At 75.4% G+C, this 18,170-nt stretch carries 15 protein-coding genes; 5 read left to right on the top strand and 10 right to left on the bottom strand.

The genetic code is table 11. From position 1 onward, the window contains the following. Window positions 1-18 precede the first annotated feature (18 nt). Window positions 19-2,901: a hypothetical protein gene (locus ACSNOB_RS14270; protein WP_436687079.1), complete on the bottom strand. Its 2,883-nt coding sequence runs from the start codon at window positions 2,899-2,901 to the stop codon at window positions 19-21. A 146-nt stretch (window positions 2,902-3,047) separates the two neighbouring features. Between ACSNOB_RS14270 and ACSNOB_RS14265 the strand changes: the two genes are divergently transcribed. Then, entirely contained in the window at window positions 3,048-3,686 is a 639-nt protein-coding gene (locus tag ACSNOB_RS14265) for a TetR/AcrR family transcriptional regulator (protein ID WP_393105750.1), read from the top strand. Window positions 3,687-3,751: 65 nt separating this feature from the next. After that, window positions 3,752-3,979, top strand: a complete 228-nt coding sequence (locus tag ACSNOB_RS14260) for a DUF3107 domain-containing protein (protein ID WP_091102353.1) — start codon at window positions 3,752-3,754, stop codon at window positions 3,977-3,979. Window positions 3,980-4,050: 71 nt separating this feature from the next. Here ACSNOB_RS14260 and ACSNOB_RS14255 read toward each other — a convergent pair whose 3' ends face one another. After that, window positions 4,051-4,797 (bottom strand): ferritin-like fold-containing protein, encoded by a 747-nt coding sequence (locus ACSNOB_RS14255; protein ID WP_436687078.1) that lies wholly within the window; start codon window positions 4,795-4,797, stop codon window positions 4,051-4,053. A 316-nt stretch (window positions 4,798-5,113) separates the two neighbouring features. On the opposite strand from ACSNOB_RS14255, the gene ACSNOB_RS14250 reads away from it, so the two are divergent. The 3 genes from ACSNOB_RS14250 to ACSNOB_RS14240 all read left to right on the top strand — a co-directional run bounded on the left by ACSNOB_RS14250 (window position 5,114) and on the right by ACSNOB_RS14240 (window position 8,608). Further along, complete coding sequence (locus ACSNOB_RS14250; protein WP_436687077.1) at window positions 5,114-6,760, top strand: DEAD/DEAH box helicase; 1,647 nt, start codon at window positions 5,114-5,116, stop codon at window positions 6,758-6,760. Window positions 6,761-6,894: 134 nt separating this feature from the next. Beyond that, window positions 6,895-8,058: a class I SAM-dependent methyltransferase gene (locus ACSNOB_RS14245; protein WP_436687076.1), complete on the top strand. Its 1,164-nt coding sequence runs from the start codon at window positions 6,895-6,897 to the stop codon at window positions 8,056-8,058. A gap of 133 nt (window positions 8,059-8,191) precedes the next feature. After that, window positions 8,192-8,608: a helix-turn-helix domain-containing protein gene (locus ACSNOB_RS14240; protein WP_393105758.1), complete on the top strand. Its 417-nt coding sequence runs from the start codon at window positions 8,192-8,194 to the stop codon at window positions 8,606-8,608. A gap of 51 nt (window positions 8,609-8,659) precedes the next feature. Here ACSNOB_RS14240 and ACSNOB_RS14235 read toward each other — a convergent pair whose 3' ends face one another. The 8 genes from ACSNOB_RS14235 to ACSNOB_RS14200 all read right to left on the bottom strand — a co-directional run bounded on the left by ACSNOB_RS14235 (window position 8,660) and on the right by ACSNOB_RS14200 (window position 17,814). Then, window positions 8,660-9,568, bottom strand: coding sequence for a hypothetical protein (locus ACSNOB_RS14235; RefSeq protein WP_436687093.1), 909 nt, complete (start codon window positions 9,566-9,568; stop codon window positions 8,660-8,662). A gap of 327 nt (window positions 9,569-9,895) precedes the next feature. Next, a complete protein-coding gene (locus ACSNOB_RS14230) occupies window positions 9,896-12,100 on the bottom strand; it encodes a DEAD/DEAH box helicase (RefSeq protein ID WP_436687075.1) in 2,205 nt (734 codons plus the stop codon). 131 nt (window positions 12,101-12,231) lie between these two features. Continuing rightward, on the bottom strand, window positions 12,232-12,978 hold the full coding sequence (locus ACSNOB_RS14225; protein WP_393105764.1) for an SDR family NAD(P)-dependent oxidoreductase: 747 nt from the start codon (window positions 12,976-12,978) through the stop codon (window positions 12,232-12,234). A gap of 90 nt (window positions 12,979-13,068) precedes the next feature. After that, complete coding sequence (locus ACSNOB_RS14220; protein ID WP_436687074.1) at window positions 13,069-14,196, bottom strand: branched-chain amino acid ABC transporter permease; 1,128 nt, start codon at window positions 14,194-14,196, stop codon at window positions 13,069-13,071. After that, entirely contained in the window at window positions 14,193-15,083 is an 891-nt protein-coding gene (locus tag ACSNOB_RS14215; protein ID WP_436687073.1) for a branched-chain amino acid ABC transporter permease, read from the bottom strand. Before ACSNOB_RS14215 ends, ACSNOB_RS14220 begins: the two co-directional genes overlap by 4 nt. Continuing rightward, on the bottom strand, window positions 15,083-15,865 hold the full coding sequence (locus tag ACSNOB_RS14210; protein ID WP_436687072.1) for an ABC transporter ATP-binding protein: 783 nt from the start codon (window positions 15,863-15,865) through the stop codon (window positions 15,083-15,085). The genes ACSNOB_RS14215 and ACSNOB_RS14210 overlap by 1 nt, the downstream gene beginning before the upstream one ends. Beyond that, window positions 15,865-16,608, bottom strand: coding sequence for an ABC transporter ATP-binding protein (locus ACSNOB_RS14205; RefSeq protein ID WP_436687071.1), 744 nt, complete (start codon window positions 16,606-16,608; stop codon window positions 15,865-15,867). Before ACSNOB_RS14205 ends, ACSNOB_RS14210 begins: the two co-directional genes overlap by 1 nt. 6 nt (window positions 16,609-16,614) lie before the next feature. Further along, window positions 16,615-17,814 (bottom strand): substrate-binding domain-containing protein, encoded by a 1,200-nt coding sequence (locus ACSNOB_RS14200; RefSeq protein WP_436687070.1) that lies wholly within the window; start codon window positions 17,812-17,814, stop codon window positions 16,615-16,617. Between the last annotated feature and the right edge of the window lie 356 nt (window positions 17,815-18,170).

The raw sequence follows: 18,170 nt of genomic DNA, 5'->3' as shown, positions 1-18,170 counted from the left end.
GAACCCGCTCCCCCGCGCTCAGGCCAGCAGCGCCTCGAGCCGACGGTTGACCGCGGACAGGGTGGCCCGGACGACCGCCTGCCGGGGATCACCGGCGACCAGCGCGGAGCCGGCGAGCTGCTCGACCCAGCCGTCGCAGACGAGCAGCACGACGACCGTGGCCACCTCGCAGTTGCCGAACGGCACCACCGCGGCGTGCTCGACGAAGCAGCGGCCCCGTTCCGGCCCCGGGTCCCCGCCGCGGAGCAGTTCGTCCACCGCCGCCGCGGCGGCCACCGCGCAGAGTCGTAGCACGTACCCGTCGACGGCCGGTCCCGTCGAGTAGCCGGCGGCGCTCTCCCCGCCGGCGACGAGGCGCACCTCCACGGTGGCGTCGAGCCCGAACGTGCTCACCTGGACGTGGTCGATCACCACCCGGGGACCGGCCGCGCCGCCGGTGTCCAGCGGCCGGGACGGCGCGGTCTCCGTCGTGGTCACCTGCCCACCGGAGTACGACGTGCCGACGGTCGCCGGGCTGCCGGGCGGGGGCCCGGCCGGGGCGACGGAGACCGAGCCCGGCTCCTCCACAGTGGCCCGACCCCGGTGCGGGGCGGCCGACTGACGCCGGCGGCGCGGGGGCTCCGGCGACGCCTCGGGACGCTGCTCGGCGCGGGCCGGCGGGGCTTCGGGCGGGCCGCCGGCCGCCCGGCTACCGGGCACCCGCGGCTCGGCGGCCGCCGGCTCGGCGCCCCGTGGCCCGGCGGACCCGGGCGACCTGGGTTCGGCCGCGCGCGGCTCCGCCGACCGGCGGCGCACCGGCGGGGCCGGCGCGGCCGGCATGCCGGGAACGTTCTGCGGCGCGGCGGCCAGCCCCATCCGCTCCTGGAGCAGGCGGGCGACCTGCCGGCTCACCTCGGCCGGGTCGGCCCCGTCCGCCAGGTCGAGTCGCAGGCTGTGCGCCCCGGCCGGGGTGCGGCGCAGCGCCGCGTCGCGGACGCCGGCCACGCCGCGTACGGCGTCGAGGATCGCGTTGACGTCGAAGCCCTCGGGCCGCTCCCGCAACGGTGCGGGCTCGTCGTCACGGCGCAGGTGGGTGGCGATGCGGGCGAGTTCCGGGGTCTCGGCGGGGGGTTCCACGGCTGGCGGCTCCGGCACGACGGGCACGTCCGGTTCGGCGGGGACGCGCTGCGGCAACACCGCCGCCGGGCGGTCCGGGAGCCCGTCGCCGCCGGCCGGCTCGGCAGTGGGCGCCGGTTCGGGGGCGGATCGGCGGGCCGCGTAGGAAGGTGCGCTCGTCGGGGCGGGCGCGGACGGGGTGCGGTCGAGCCGCGCGGGCCCGCTCGCGGCGGAACCGGTGGCGGCCCGCGGGCCGCCCGGTGCCTCCGGCGACGCCGCAGGCACCTCCTCGCTGACCGGCCGGAGCCGGAACGGCCGCGCGGCCCGAGCCGCGGTCTCGTCCACGGCCGGCGCCGGGGTGGTGACCTCGGGACCGGCCAGGTCGTACGCGGCCGGGGGCGCGCTCGCGGGCGCGCCGGACGGCCCTCCGCCCGCCCAGGCGGGCCGCTCCAGCGGGACCGGGACGGACCGGCCGGCCACGGGCGACGTGGCCCGGTCGGCGGGGTCGGCCGGTGGCTCGTACGCCGGGCGGGGCGTGGACCCGGTCCGCCCGGCCTCATATGGGCGCCCCGGTTCGGCGCGCGACGGCTCGTAGGGCTGGGCCGGTTCGGCGGCCCAAGCCGGCGCCTGGTCCTCGCGGGACCGGCGCCCCACGGGCTCGCCCTCCTCGCGCGACCGGCGGCCGACCGGCTCGTCCTCGGCCCGCGACCGGCGGCCGGTCGACCCGGGCTCGTCCCGGGACCGGCGGCCGGCCGGCTCGGTCTCCTCCCGGGACCAGGGCGGCGCCCAGGCGTTGCCCCAGCTCGGCCGGTTCCAGTTCGGGCCCGACCAGTCGGGCTCCGTCGCCGGGGACCACTCGACGGCCGGCGGACGGGAGGCGTCCGGCTCCCGCTCGACGCCGGGCCCACGGTCGCCACCCGCCGCGCGCTCCGCGCCGGCCGGCCGGTCCGGGCCCGGCGTGCCGTAGGCGGTCGACGGGCCGTCCTGCTCCGCGGGGGCCGGCGGGTCCTGCCCGGCGAGCGGGCCGCGACCGGGGTCGGCGCCGTGGTCCGCACGGAAGGGGCCGCCGCCGTGGTGTTCGTGGAGGGCGCCGGAGCCGTCGTCCGCGCGGAAGGGTCGGTCCGCGCCGAGCGCGCGGGCGGTCGGGGAGGGCTCCTCGGCGGTGCGGTCGGCGGTCGGCGCGTGGAACCCCGGCGGCACCTCGAAGCCGCTGGCCGCCGTGCCGACGGGCGGGACCTGCACGGCGGGCGGGGCCGAGGTCGGCAGGCCGGGTTCCGCCCAACGCGTCTGGCGACCGAGCGACGGCTCGTCGGAGGAGTGCCGGGCCGGCCCGCCCTCGGGCTCGGCGGGCCCGTGCTGCGGGCCCCCCGGCTGCTCGGCCGCGGGCGCCGGCCGCTGCGCGGGTACCACCAGCCGGTCGCCGCCCGGATCGCGGCGCTGCTCGCCGGGGATGCCGGGCGGGGCGCTCACCGGCGCCTGGCGGCCGGCGGGCGCGTCGTCGGCGTGGCTGACACCGTTGGCGTGGTGGCCGTTGACCCGAGCCGGCGGCTCGGCTCCGGCCGGCGGGCCGGGCAGCGGCGACGGCAGGTCTCCGTGGCGGGGCGACGAGGCGGCCCAGCCGGGAACGGATTCGGGCTGGGCCCACGCCGTGGGGTGCTCGCGGACCCCGGAGAGATCCTGGCCCCGGGACCAACCGGCCGCCGGGGGCGCCCACCCGCTGCCGGCCCGGCCCAGGTCGTCCCGCTGGCCCGTCCCGTCGCCGTGCTCTCCCGGGGTGGCGGCACCGGGTTGCCCTGTTTCACTCACCGCGCGCTCCTTGGTCGCCCCCGCTGAGGCTACCGTGTGGTGACAGTGGCGATAAGTTACAGCGGCGGGCCAATTCCGCGACGGGTCATGAGCCCCGACCGGTTCGGGTGAAATGCCGGCTCGTACGAAGAAACTCGGAGGTTCCCATGACCGCTGTGGGGAACGGTGCACAGACCGCCGGCCGGCCCACCCGCCTGCCCCGTTCCGCGCGCCGCAAGCAACTGCTCGCCGCGGCCCAGGAGGTGTTCGTCGCCCAGGGTTACCACGCGGCGGCGATGGACGACATCGCCGAGCGGGCGGGGGTCTCCAAGCCGGTGCTCTACCAGCACTTCCCCGGCAAGATGGAGCTCTACCTCGCCCTGCTCGACACGCACTGCGACGCGATCCTCGCGAAGGTGCACGAGGCGATGCGCGGCACCAACGACAACAAGGAGCGGGTCGGGGCGTCGGTGCGCGCCTACTTCGACTTCATCGACCACGAGAGCGAGGCGTTCCGCCTCGTCTTCGAGTCGGACCTGCGCAACGACCCGGCGGTGCGGCAGCGCGTCGAGCGGGTCGAACAGGGCTGCATCGCGGCGATAACCGACACCATCATCTCCGACACCGGGGTCAGCCGGGCGCACGCCGAGCTGCTCGCCTCCGGCCTGGTCGGGGCGGCCGAGACCGCCGCGCAGTTCTGGCTGGCCGGCGGCCGGCAGGTACCCAAGGCGGAGGCGGAGGCGCTGGTCGCCGCCCTCTCGTGGCGGGGCATCGCCAGCTTCCCGTTGCAAGGTGAGTCAGCCTGAGCATCGGGCCGCGAGATCGGATAGCCTTCCCATCGGCGGCTCTTTCGCCCGAACGAGGAGGCACTGTGGAGGTCAAGATCGGCGTGCAGTACGCGCCCCGCGAGCTGGTGCTGGAGAGCGCGCAGTCGCCGGCCGAGATCGAGCAGATCGTGACCGACGCCATGGCCAAGGACGAGGGCACGCTCTCCCTGACCGACGAGAAGGGTCGGCGGGTGATCGTGCCGGTCAACAAGGTCGCCTACGTCGAGATCGCCGAGGCGTCGCCGCGAGCGGTCGGCTTCACCGTCCGCTGACCAGTCCGGCCGGCCGCGACGGGTGACCCGGTGACCCGTCGCGGATCCGCCGACCGTTGTCGGCCGGTGCGTCAGTTGTTCAGCCCGGCGGCGGCCATCCGCGTGGTGTGTGCCGCGGTCAGCCGGCGGAACAATCCCTGCACGTCCACCCGGTCGTCCCCAGCGATGAGGGCGGTCAGCGCGCCCCGGTCGGCGGCGGCGACCCGGCCGGCCTGCGACAGGGCCTCCCCGACCAGCCGCCGCGCCCACATCGAGAGCCGGCCGGCCACCTTCGGGTCGGCGGCGATGGCGGCCCGGATCTCCGCGACGGCGAAGTCGGCGTACGCGGAGTCGTGCACCACGTCGAGGACGAGCTGGCGGTCCGGCTCCGCCAGGGCCGCGGCGATCTCCCGGATGAAGTCGTCGGTGATGGCGTCGCCCACGTACGCCTTGGTCACCGCCTCCGCCCAGTCCCGCGGCTCGGTCGAATCGTGGTACGCCTGCAACGGCGCGACGTACGGCGCCATCGCGTCGTCCGGCAGCACGCCGAGCGCGGCGATCCGGTCGGCCAGCCGCCGGTAGTTGCCGATCTCGGCGGCGGCCATCTCGCTCAGGGCCGCCCGGCGGCGCAGGTCGGGGGCAAGCCGGGCGTCGACGGCCATCCGCTCGAAGGCGAGCAGCTCACCGAGGGCCACCAGGCCGAGCAGGTCGGTTACGGCGTGGTGGGGCAGTTCGGTGACGGCGCGGCCGGTCGGGTCCGTGGCGGCAGCGCCGGGCAGCTCCGTGCCGGGCGGGTCCGGGACGGCATCCTCGGGCGGATCGTGATCGGGGTCGGGCACGAGCGCAGGCTACCGCCGCGGCCGCATCTTCGGGTGGAGTGACGCAGGTCACATGAGGCAACCCCGGACGCACCGCCCGCACCAGGAATCAGGACGTCCACCCGGCGGTTCGGGTAGGATAGAGCAGTTGCCGTGGGCGCCGAGCTGGCCAGACTGGTCCAACCGACCGGTCGGTCCGATCGAAGTCCGACCCCACGGCGCGCGTGCGGCCCGGTCCGGCCAGGCAGTTTGCCGCCGACCGTGTGGCCCGCGCCACACCGATCGCGCCCTGAGGACATGACGGGGCGCACCCACGAGAGGGCACCCCCAAATCCATATGAGCGAGCTGACCCAAGAACTCATGGACGGCCAGGAACTGGCCCCCACCGCTCCGGTGCGACCGGAGGCACCCACCTTCGCCGAGCTGGGCGCGCGTCAGGAGACCGTCGACGCGCTGGCCGCGGCCGGCATCACCCGCGCGTTCGCCATCCAGGAGTACGCGCTCCCGATCGCCATGCGCGGCACCGACCTGATCGGGCAGGCGCCCACCGGCACCGGCAAGACTCTCGGCTTCGGCGTACCGCTGCTGGAGCGGGTCTTCGCGCCGGGCGAGGGCAGCGACGGCGTGCCGCAGGCGCTGGTCGTCGTGCCCACCCGCGAGCTGGGCATCCAGGTCGCCAAGGACCTCGCCGCCGCCGGCCGGACCCGGGGCGTCCGGGTGCTGCCGATCTACGGCGGCGTGGCGTACGAGCCGCAGGTCGACGCGCTGCGCAAGGGCGTGGAGATCCTGGTCGGCACCCCCGGCCGCCTCCTCGACCTGGCCAAGCAGAAGCACCTGCGCCTGGACCGGGTGCACGCGCTGGTCCTCGACGAGGCCGACCGGATGCTCGACCTGGGCTTCCTCGACGACGTCGAGCGGATCCTCGCGATGCTGCCGGAGGACCGGCAGACGATGCTCTTCTCGGCGACCATGCCGGACCCGATCGTCACCCTCTCCCGGCGCTTCCTGCGCCACCCGGTGACGATCCATGCCGGTCACACCGCCGAGACCGGGCCGTCGCCGCAGACCGAGCAGCTCGTCTACCGCACCCACTCGATGAACAAGATCGAGATCGTGGCCCGCATCCTGCAGGCCGAGGGGCGCGGGCTGACCATGATCTTCACCCGCACCAAGCGGGCCGCCGACCGGGTCGCCGAGGACCTCGACTTCCGGGGCTTCGCCGTCGCCGCAGTGCACGGCGACCTCGGGCAGGGCGCGCGCGAGCGGGCGCTGCGGGCGTTCCGGGCCGGCAAGATCGACATCCTGGTCGCCACCGACGTGGCGGCGCGCGGGCTCGACGTCAGCGGCGTCACCCACGTCATCAACTACGACTGCCCGGAGGACCAGGACACCTACACCCACCGGATCGGTCGCACGGGCCGGGCCGGGGCGAGCGGCGTCGCGGTGACCTTCGTCGACTGGGACGACATGCCCCGCTGGCGGATCATCGACAAGACGCTGGGCCTGGAGATGCCGGAGCCGCCGGAGACGTACCACACGTCCCCGCACCTCTACACCGACCTGCACATCCCCACCGAGGTCAGCGGCACCCTGCCGACCGCCGAGCGCACCCGCGCCGGGCTGTCGGCCGAGGTGGAGGAGGACCTGGGCGGTGGCCGGTCCCGCCGGGGCGAGGGCCGCGGTGCCCGACGCGGCGAGAGCCGCGGTCGCGGTGAGCGCCGCCAGGGCCACGCCGCCGGGACGATCGCCGAGCCGGACGCCGACGCGCCGGCCGAGGCCACCGAGGAGGGCACCCGCACCCCGCGTCGCCGCCGGCGTCGCCGGGCCGGCGAGACGCTCTCGGGCGAGCCGACCGCGGTGATCACCGCCGAGGCCGCCGACGCCCCGGCCGCCGCCGAGGGCGAGGCGTCGAAGCCGCGCCGCCGCCGGCGCCGTCGTGGCGGCGGCGCCGCCGGTACGCCGGCCGAGGCGACCGCCGACTGACCCCACGCACGACAGCCGACATCCCCGTACCGGTCCCCGGTGCGGGGATGTCGGCTGTCGTGCCCCGTGCACAGGGTGCCCGGCGGTGTCGGGCCGCCCGGCGGCGCCCCGCCGACGACGAGGAAGATGGAGCAATGCCCGAACCGCTGGATGCCGCCCTGACCGAGGTCCGGGCCCTGCTGCTCGACCCCGCGCTGACCCGGGCGGTCGCCGCCGGACGTCGACGCGGGCACCGCCCCTCGGTGGTCCGCGCCGAGCTGAGGCCGGTCGCGCTCAAGGCCGGTCCCCGGCTGCAGATCTCCACCTCCGACGGCTCCCGGCCGTACACCCGCAACGTCGCCCCCGGCCCGGAGGCGGACGCGGCGGTGGACGCGCTGCTGGCCGAGCCGTTCGGCAACTGGCACGTGGAGACGGCCGACGCCACGCTGCAACTGCGGGTGACCAAGTCGGGCGAGGCGCAAATCCACCGCGCCGCGGCGGCGCGGCCGGTAGCCGAACCGGGTGGGCACGACCGGGCGAAGGAGTACCTGCTCGACCCGGGCGACCCGATCTTCGCCGAGATCGGCGGCTCGGCGGCGAAGCGGCGGCAGGTCGACGCGTTCCTGCGGGCGCTGGCGGCGACCCTCCCCGACGACCTGACCGGGCCGCTGCGGGTCGTCGACCTCGGGTGCGGCAACGCGTACCTGACCTTCGCCGCGTACCGGTGGCTGGCGCAGCGGGGGCTCGACGTCGAACTGGTCGGCGTGGACGTCCGGGAGGACCAGCGCCGCCGCAACACCGAGCTGGCCGAGCGGCTGGGCTGGGCCGACCGGGTGAGCTTCGTGGCCGGCACGATCGCCGACGCCGTCGTGGCCCCCGCCCCCGACCTGGTGCTGGCGCTGCACGCCTGCGACACCGCCACCGACGAGGCGCTGGCCCGGGCGGTGCGCTGGGGGGCCCGCTGGGTGCTCGCCGCGCCGTGCTGCCACCACGACGTCGCGGCCCAGCTGCGCGCGCGGCCGGCTCCCGCGCCGTACGACCTGCTGACCCGGCAGGGCATCCTCCGCGAGCGCTTCGCGGACGTCCTCACCGACGCGCTGCGGGCCGGGCTGCTCCGCCTGCACGGCTACCGGGCCGAGGTGGTGGAGTTCGTCGACTCCCGGCACACGCCGCGCAACCTGCTCATCCGGGCCCGGCGCACCGGCACCGCGCCGACGGACGGTCAGCGGGCGGAGTACCGGCAACTGGTCGACCAGTGGGGAGTCACCCCCCGGCTGGAGACCCTGCTCCCGGCGGCCCCGGCCCCGTCAGCCGGGTGATCCGCGTCATCGTTCGCGCGGAAAGTCCCGCCCACGGGACGGTCTGGTCGGTCAGTCAATTGTTTCCTTACCTTTCCGTACTACCCTCGGAGGCGCACCGCCGGGTGCCGGTCGGGAGGGAAGACCCGCAGGGATGGGTTCGGTAGAGGTATCGCCGCAGATGGCCTTCGCACGCTTCGTGCGGCGCGCCATCGACGACGCCCGCGAGGAGCGCGGGTGGACCGTCACGGACCTGGCGTCCCACACCGGCGTCGGTCGCTCCACCGTGTTCCGCTGGCTCGCCGGCGACTGGCAGGACTATCCGGAGCTCGCCAAGGTACGGGGCTTCTGTGCCGCGCTGGACCTGCCGGTCGCGGCCGCGTTCCGCGCGCTCGGCCTGCCCGACGCCGGCCCCTCGCCGCGCCGACGCCTCGACGACGGCCCGGTCGAGGCGGACGTCCGGGTGATCCTGCAACGGCTGGCCGACCCGACCGTGCCGGCGGAGGAGAAGCACCACATCCGCGACCTGCTGCGCTACCTGGCCCGCCGCCCGATCCGCCGCGCCGGCTGACCGTCATCCCTCGCGGCCCGTCGGCATCCGCCCACCGGCCGCCGGCGGACGTCAGGGCACGGTCAGCGTGAACTCGGCGGTCCGCACCACGCCGCCGACCTGGAAGTCGAGGTAGAGCCGGTAGCGGCCCGGGCCGGGCGTGGTCACCCAGAACGTCACCGCCCCGTCGGCCGCCTGCGGCTCGGGGTGGACGTGCAGGTAACCCAGGTCGCCCTCGCGCAGCGCGACCAGGTGCCCGTACGCGCCGAGGTAGCGCTCCAGCGTCGGGGTGCCCCCGGCCGCGCCGAACCGGAAGGTCAGCGGCACGGTCAGGCCGGTCTGCGGCGTGCCCTGGTAGCTGACGGTGAACCCGTCGACCGTGGCCGAGGTGGCCGGCGCGGGCAGCGGCCGCGGCTGGTAGCCGCCGGGCGCGACCAGGTCGACCCCGAGGGTCACCGCCGTCTGCCGGCCGTCGTCGGCGAGGGCGGTGAAGTCGGCGTACGCGCGCCAGACGCCGGGCCGCGGCAGGGTCAGCGGCACCGACCAGGTGCCGTCGGCGGCCATGGTGGGGTGCAGGTGCTGGTAGCCGGTCAGGTCGCGGCGCACCACGATCAGGTGCATCGGCTTGTCGTGCACGACGGCGAACCGGGTCACCGGGCGGCGTTGCGCGTCGCGCACCTGGAAGCGCAGCTCGCCCGGCCGGGCGGCGGTGAACGTCGACGCCACCGGGGTGAGCGTGTAGCCGGCCGAGGTGACCGAGAGGCCGGACGCCTCCGCCGCCGTGCCCTGGTCGGCACCGTGCTGGTGGGCGCCGGTCCCCGGCTCGTGGGTGTGCTCGCCGAGGGCGCTGTCCAGCCCCGCCGACGCGGACGGGCCCCCGCCGTCGAGCCGCCCGAGACCGAAGCCGAGCAGCACCGCGAGCACCAGTCCGCCGACGACCAGGGCCAGCCGGAGCGTGCTCCGGTCCGGCACGGCCGACATCCGGTGGGGCTCCACGGCGGCCTGGTCGGGCCCGGGCGAGGACTGGTCCGGCACGGCCGAGGGGCGGTCCGACGCGCCCGACGCCCGGTCCCCCAGGGCCGGGGCGTGGTCCGGCACCACCGGGGACTGGTCAGGCACCGCCGCCGTCCCGCTCGCGGCCGGGCTGCTCATCGGTCATGCCGCTCACGCTACCCTCCGTCACGATCGGGCCGGTCCCGCATCGACGCGGGGTGGCGACGGTCGCACTCCCGGCCGGCCGGGAACTTTCCCGTCCCCGGCCGCGACGGGGACCGCGCAGCCCGACCGGCCACCAGGACGGCCGGCGGGTCAGCCGGCCACGGCCAGGGCCAGCGGCAGCACGTCGGGCGCGCCGGCCCGACGCAGCTCCCGGGCGGCCATCGTCATCGTCCAGCCCGAGTCGACCAGGTCGTCGACGAGGAGCACCGGCCCGGCGAGCCCGGCGAGGGCGTCGGCCAGGTCCGCCGGCACGGTGAAGGCACCGTGCAGCGCGCGTACCCGCTGGGCGCTGTTGCCGCGCGGGCCCTCGCCGGCGGCCGGGCCGGCCGGCGTCACCTGGCCGAGCAGGGGCAGCCGGCCGACGGTGGCGATCCGCTCGGCGAGCGAGCCGACCAGCCGGGGCCGGCGACGCGAGCCGACCGCCACCACGGCGACCGGGCGGCGCGGCCACGGGTCGTCGCCGTGCGCCCACGCCTTCAACACCTCGACGACGGCGGCGGCCACGTCGTCCGGGACCGGCCCGTCGGCCGCCTCCGGCCCGACCAGGCCGCGCAGCCGCCCGCCCCAGCCCAGGTCGGACAGCCGCCCCACCGCCCGCCCCGGCAGCGCCTGCTCCGTCGGGGCGATCCGCCCCCTGAGCGGTACACCCACCGCCTCCAGCCCGGTCGGCCAGAGCTTCTTCGGCCCGATCTCCACGCCGGGCCGGCCGAGGAAGGTCTGCGCGGCGGTCAGCGCGGCGTCCGACACCTCGGGCGTGAACAGCGGACCGGCGCAGCGGTCGCACCGGCCGCAGTCGGCGGCCCCGGCGTCGTCCAGGCACTCGCGCAGGTAGCGCAGCCGGCAGTCGGGGGTGCTCGCGTACTCGCGCATGGCCTGCTGCTCGGCGGTGCGCGCCTGGGCGACGCGGCGCAGCCGGGCCTCGTCGTAGACCCAGGGCTCGCCGGTGGCGAGCCAGCCGCCGCGCACCCGGCGGACCGCGCCGTCGACGTCGAGCACCTTGAGCATCAGCTCCAGTCGGGCCCGGCGCAGGTCGACGATCGGTTCGAGGGCCTGGGTGGAGAGCGGGCGGTCGGTGTGCAGGGCCGCCAGCACCGCGCGGACCTGCTCCTCCGGCGGGAAGGCGAGCGAGGCGAAGTAGCGCCAGATGGCGGCGTCCTCGACGCCCGGCAGCAGCAGCACCTCGGCGTGCGCGACGGCTCGGCCGGCGCGGCCGACCTGCTGGTAGTACGCGATCGGCGAGGGCGGCGCGCCGAGGTGCACCACGAAGCCGAGGTCGGGCTTGTCGAAGCCCATGCCCAGGGCGCTCGTGGCGATCAGCGCCTTGATCTTGTTGTCCAGCAGGTCCTGCTCGGCGGCCCGCCGGTCGGCGTCCTCGGCCTGGCCCGTGTAGGAGGCGACGGCGTAGCCCCGGGAGCGGAGGAACTCGGCCGTCTCCCCCGCCGCCGCGACGGTGAGCGTGTAGACGATGCCCGAGCCGGGCAGCCGGTCCAGGTGGTCGGCGAGCCAGGCCAGCCGGTGCGCGGGGCTCGGCAGGTCGACCACGCCGAGCCGCAGCGACTCGCGGTCGAGGCTGCCGCGCAGCACGAGGGCGTCACCCAACTGCTCGGCGACGTCGGCGGTGACCCGGGCGTTGGCGGTGGCCGTGGTCGCCAGCACTGGCGTGCGCTCGGGCAGGTTGCCGAGGAAGGTACGCAGCCGGCGGTAGTCCGGTCGGAAGTCGTGCCCCCAGTCGGAGACGCAGTGCGCCTCGTCGACCACCAGCAGGCCGGTGGTCGCCGCCAGCTTCGGCAGCACGGTGTCCCGGAAGTCCGGGTTGTTGAGCCGCTCCGGGCTGATCAGCAGCACGTCGACGGCGCCGGCGTGGATCTCGGCGGTGATCTCGTCCCACTCGTCGAGGTTGGCGGAGTTGATGGTGCGGGCCCGGATGCCGGCGCGGGCCGCCGACTCGACCTGGTTGCGCATCAGCGCCAGCAGCGGCGAGACGATCACGGTCGGCCCGGCGGGGGCGTCGCGGCCGGGAGCCGGGGCGGCCCCGGCGGCCGACGCGCCGTGGGCGGGAGCGCCGGCGGCGGGCGCGCCGGCTTCCGGCCCCCGGTCGCGCAGCAGGGCGGTGGCCACGAAGTAGACGGCCGACTTGCCCCACCCGGTGCGCTGCACGCAGAGCACCCGGCGGCGGTCGACCACCAGCGCCTCGATCGCCCGCCACTGGTCCTCGCGGAGCCGGGCGTGCTCGCCGGCCAATCGCCGCAGCACCGCCTCAGCCCGCTCCCGTACCGCCGTCCGATCCTGGCTCATCCGGCATTTCTACCAGCGTTCGCGGGGCGGGCGGTCGGCCGAGTTCGCTACTTCGGGGATGTTGTCCCCTTCCGTGCCGGACGGGGCGACAACATCCCCGAAGTCGCCCCCTCGCCGCCCGCCCCTCCCGGTCAGCGGCCGAGGACCGAGCCGCCGTTGACCCCGAGCACCTGCCCGGTGACGTAGCCGGCCGCCGGGCCGGCCAGGTAGCGGACCGCCTCGGCGATGTCCTCCGGGGTGCCGGCGCGGCCGACCAGGGTCGCCGCCACCCGCTTCGCGTGCCCCTCCGGGGTCATCCGGTCGCCGAAGAACTCCGTGTCCGCGACGTAGCCGGGGCTGACCACGTTGACCGTGATCTGTTCCGGTCCGAGCTGCGCCGCCAGGTCGTACGCCCAGCCGTGCAGCGCCGCCTTCGCCGCCGAGTACGCGCCGCCGCCACCCCGCTGGGCGGCGATCGAGCTGACCAGGACGACCCGGCCGCCGGGGCGGCGCAGGGCCGGCCGAAGCGCCTCGGTGAGCAGCACGGCGGTGAGCACGTTGGCGTCCAGGTTGGCCCGCCAGTGCGCCGCCGTCGCGGCCAGGGTGCCGGTGTCGCCGCCCAGGTAGCCGCCCGCGTTGTTGACGACCACGTCGACCGCCCGCCCGCCGACGGCGTCGACCACCCGGGCGACCTGCCCGGGGTCGGTCAGGTCGGCGGCGACGGCGCGTACGGCGCCGGGTCGCCCGCACTCGGCGCCGATACGGTCGGCGGCGGCGGCGAGCACGTCCGCCCGCCGCCCCACGACCAGCACGGAGCATCCGTCCGCGACCAGCGCCCGGGCGACGGCCGCACCGATTCCCGTTCCACCGCCACTGACAACCGCAAACCGTTCACCCATGGTGATCCTCCTTCGCGCAGAAGCCCCGCCGATCTTGGAGCCGTCGCCGGGTGGGCGCAACTCCATACCGGCGGGGCCGGGCCCGTGCCGTCAGGAGCGGCGGGACGGGGTGCGCAGGGAGTGCCGCAGGAGCGCCAGGCGCGGGGCGAGGCTGGCCAGGCCGCCGGGGAAGAAGTAGACGGCCAGGATGAAGACGGTGCCGAGCACGAAGAGCGGCTGGGAGAGCGGCCGGCTCAGGAACCCCGGCAGGGCCTCCACCGCGTCGGAGGTGCCGAAGGCCACCAGCCGGTGGTCCAGGTACATGTAGAGGATGCCGCCGATCACCGGGCCCCACCGGGTGCCGGGCCCACCGAGCACCACCATGACCAGCAGCGCCAGGGTCCACTCGGAGGAGGTGATGTGCGGCGAGGCGCCGCCCACGATCAGGACGTAGACCACGCCGCCGGCCGCCGCGAGCCCACCCGCCAGGGTGAACGCCACCAGCTTGAACCGGTACGGGTCGAGCCCGAGCACCCCGATGCGCCGCTCGTCGTCGCGCAGGCCGGCGAGCACCCGCCCGGTCGGCGAGCCGGAGACCCGGTGCACCACGAAGACCACCACGACCAGGTACGCCAACGCCAGCCAGTAGAGGTTGACCGTGTTGGTGACCCCGACCAGCCCCTGCGGCAGCCCGGAGACGTCCAGCGGCAACCCCTCCTCGCCGCCGGTCAGCCCGCCGAAGTCACGGGCCACCAGGATCGCCCCGACCTGGGCGAAGGCCAGCGTCACCATGGCGAACGCGATGCCGACGGTGCGCAGCGCCACCGCGCCGAGCAGCGCGGCGAGGATCGTCCCGCCGGTGATCGCCAGCAGCGCCGCCTGCCAGAGCGGCAGCCCGGCCTTGGTGACGAGGATGTCGGTGCCGTAGACGCCGGCGGCGAAGTAGAGGGCGTGCCCGAAGGAGAGCATCCCGGTCCGCCCGAAGAGCAGGTCGTACCCGGCGGCCAGACCGCCGAAGACCAGGCAGACGGCGAGCAGTTGCAGGGTGCCCGGGGAGTTGAGCGCCCCCTCGAAGATGCCCGGCAGGTGCAGCGTGGAGTACGGCAGGACCAGCGCGACGGCCAGCGCGGCCAGCGGCAGGAAGGGGCGCAGCCCATGCCAGCGTCCCCGCTGCGGGTCCAGCTCGCCGGGCACCGCCGCGGGCGGGGCCGGGACCTCGGGGCTCTTGACCTCGGTCATGCCGTTGCCACCTTTCCGGCGATGCCCTGCGGGCGCAGCAGCAGCACCACGGCCAGCAGCGCGACCACGCAGATGTCGCCCAGCCCGGAGGTGCCGTAGTAGTTGACGAACTGTTGGGTGAGGCCGACGGCGACCGCCGCGTACGCGGAGCCGACCACCGAGCCCATCCCGCCGATGACCACCACGATGAACGCGAAGATCAGCAGTGAGCTGCCCTGGCCGGGCGAGACGGTGCCGAAGTAGACGCCGCCGAGCGCGCCCGCCAGGGCCGCGGCCGCCCCGCCGATCGCGAAGACCAGGGTGAACGCCTTGCGCACGTCGATGCCGAGCGCGGTGACCATCTCCCGGTTCTCCACGCCGGCCCGGATCACCAGGCCGTAGCGGGTCCACCGGAGGAAGGCCAGGATCGCACCGAGCACCAGCACCGCGGCGATGATCAGCAGTAGGCCGCCGTTCGGCACGTTCGCGCCGAGGATCCCGGTGACCTGCCGGGTCCACTCGGGGCGCGGGAACGGCCGCGCGTCCGCGCCCCAGGTCGCCTGGAGCAGGGCCACGCCGGCCAGCGAGAGGCCGACGGTGACCAGCACCTGCTCGATGGTGCGGGAGTACAGCGGCCGGATCAGCACCAGCTCGACCAGCATCGCCACCAGCGTGCCGGCCGCCACCCCGAAGGCGACCGCGACCACGAAGCCGAAGCCGTCGGACCCGGCGCCGGGCAGGTTGTGCGCCGCCCACCACGTCCCGTACGCGCCGACGCCGAGGAAGACGCCGTGGGCGAAGTTGAGCACGTCGGCCAGGCCGAAGACCAGGGAGAGCCCGCTGGCGACCAGGAAGTAGAGCGCCGCCAGGCCGAGGCCGGTCAGCGTCAACAGGATGACGGTGTCCATCAGCGCTGCTCCTTCCTCGCGCCTGCGGGGCCCGCAAGCTCACTGGTCGCGCTCGGCGCGTGGTGCCCCTCCGCCGAGCCCACGCCCAGCAACGACCTGGTCAGGGCGGTCTCCAGCAGCAACTCCTGCGCGTCGCCGGTCCAGGCCACCCGGCCGGCGGCCAGCACGACCGCGTCCCGGGCGAGCCGTCGCACCACGGCCAGGTTCTGCTCGACCAGCAGCACCGGCACGGATTCGGCGACCCGTTCCAGCACCTCGGCCACCTCGGTCACCACCTTCGGCGCCAGGCCCTTGGTCGGCTCGTCGACCAGCAGCAGCCGGTTGTCGTTGAGCAGCACCCGGCCGATCGCGAGCATCTGCTGCTGGCCGCCGGAGAGCGAGCCGGCCCGTTGCCGTCCGCGCCGGTCCAGCTCCGGGAAGAGCGAGTAGACCTTGTCGTACGCCGGGGTGGTGCCGCGGCGTTCGGCGAGCCGGAGGTTCTCCGCGACGGTGAGCCCGGCGAACACGCAGCGGTCCTCCGGCACGTAGCCGAGCCCGCCGCGGATCAGCCGGTGCGTCGGCCGGGCCAGCAGGCTCTGCGCGCCCATCCGGATCGCGCCCCGCACCTCACCGCCGCGCGGCGTGAGGCCGACGATCGCGCGCAACGTGGTCGTCTTGCCGACGCCGTTGCGACCGAGCAGGACCGTGACGCCGGTCGGGGCGACCGTGAAGGACACCCCCTGGAGGATGTGCAGCCCGGCGATCCGGACCGACAGGTTCTCCACGCTGAGAATGGGTTCCACTAGAGCGACTCCCCCAGGTAGGCCTCTTGCACGGTGGGGTTGGCCATCACCGTCTCCGGGGTGTCGCAGGCGAGCAGCGCGCCGTGGTGCATCACGGCGATCCGGTCGGCCAGTTCCAGGATGACGTCCATGTGGTGCTCGACCATGAGCACCGACCGGCCGCTGTCGCCGGTGAGCGAGCGGATCACGGAGACCAGTTCGGGCACGTCCTCGGCGCTGACGCCGGCCATCGGCTCGTCGAGCAGCATGACCCGCGGCTCCCCGGCGAGCAGCAGGGCGATCTCCAGCTTCCGCTTCTCGCCGTGGGCGAGGGTGCCGGCGAGGGCCGCGCCCCGGTGGGCGAGGCCGACCCGGTCGAGCGCGGCGTCGGCGGCGGCGGCGACCTCACGGTCGGCCGCCCCCCGCCGCCACAGCTTCATCGAGCCCCCGCGGTGCGCCTGCACGGCGAGCCGGACGTTCTCCCGCACGCTGAGCGAACCGAAGACCGAGGATGCCTGGAAGGTACGCCCGAGCCCGAGGCGGGCCCGCCTGTGCGGCGGGAGGGAGCCGATGTCCTGCCCGTCGAGGGTGATCCGACCTTCCGTGGCCCGGCGTACGCCGGTGATCAGGTTGAACAGTGAGGTCTTGCCGGCGCCGTTGGGCCCGATGACGCCGAGGAACTCCCCGGGCGCCAGGTCGAGGTAGACGCTGTCGACGATGGCGACCTCACCGATCCGCCAGGTCAGACCGCGGGTGGCGAGCATCTGTTGTCAGCCCTTCATCGCCACGGCCGGCGGCGCGGTCTCGTCCCCGGTCAGCGCCTTCTGGGCGGTGGCCGTGAACGTGGTGCCGCTGCCGGTCAGCTTGGCCTGGAACATCGGCTGGAGCAGGGCGTGGTCCTCGGGGCGGATGGTCATCTTGCCCTTGACCCCGTCGAAGCTCCAGCCCTCCAGGGCCTTGACCATCTTCTCGACGTCGTCGCCGCCCTCGGAGGCGGCGCGGACGACCATCTGCGCGGCGGCGAAGCCGTCCGGGTGGAACAGGTCGATGGTGCCGACCTTGGCCTTCAGCGCCTTGGTGGCCTCGTTGTCGGAGGCCCCGTCGAAGTAGTGCGACAGGAAGGAGATCTTGCTGCCGGCGGCGCCGAAGGTCGGCCACGAGGCGCGGATGTCCAGGCCGGTGACGACCGTGGTGGAGGAGAGCACGCCCTGCTGGTCGAGGGTCTGCCACATGGCCGGGGCGGTGGTGCCGGCCCAGGCGACGAAGAGCAGGTCCGGCTTGGCGGACTTGATCTGGCTGGCGAACGGGGTGAACTCCGTCGCGCTGGCCGGGGCCCGGACGCTGCTGACGGTCGCGCCCGCGCCGCCGATGACGGTCTTGACGGCCGCCTCGTTGGCGTCGCCGAAGGCGCCGTCCTGGGCGAAGACCACGACCTTCTTGCCGGCCGGGTCGCCGATGAACGACTTGGCGGTCACCACGTCCTGGTACGACTGCCGCCCGGAGCGGAAGGTGTACTTGTTCGCGCCGGTGACCGCGTCCGTGGCGGCCGGCCCGGAGATGAAGAGGACCTTGTTCTGCGCGGCGATCGGGGCGACCTGGAGCGCCACGCCGGACGCCGTCGAACCCGCGATGATCTTGTTGCCCTTGCCGATCAGGTCCTTGGCCGCGGAGACCGCCTTCGCCGGGTCACCGGCGTCGTCGACCTCGGTGATCTCGATCGTCCGGTCGCCGACCTTGTTGGTGCCCTTGGTGGCGAAGTCGAGGCCGGCCTTGAACCCCTCGATGTACTGCTTGCCGTAGCTGGCGAGGGCTCCCGACTGGGAGTACACCAGGCCAACCTTCACCGGGGCGGTGCTGTCGCCGCCGCCGGAGGCGGTTTCCTGCGGGCTGCCACAGGCCGTGGCGGCGAGCGCCGCGGCCATCATCGTGGCGGCGGAGAGGAACACCCGCCGCGTCGTCCGGACCGTCATTGCGACTCCACGTGAGGACTCGGAGGTAGGGAACACATGTGACGGCTCACGCTAGAAGTGACGTCACCCACGGGCTATGTGGCCGAAACACACAAGTAACAGGGGTGGGGTGGCCGAGGGTTACAGCGGCCACGACGCGGCAGTGACCTCGTGCGTCCGCGATGGGCGTCCCCGCCATCGATGGAAGCGCTCCTGTGTCGTGCCGCGCCACCGACGCCGACCGAATGCCGGTATTCGTCCCGCCGCACCGCCAGCGAAGCGCCTGCGAGATCCTGGCACGCCTGAGTCGTCCACGACATCAGCTCGACAGGGCCGGAGGCGCGACCATCCGGCCGGGCACGACGGAGGGCGCCGAC

It is taken from the genome of Micromonospora sp. URMC 106 (genome assembly GCF_051386395.1).
In the GTDB taxonomy this organism is placed as follows: domain Bacteria; phylum Actinomycetota; class Actinomycetes; order Mycobacteriales; family Micromonosporaceae; genus Micromonospora.
Note: the sequence above shows the minus strand (reverse complement) of the source record. Positions and strands in the feature narration are given on the sequence as shown.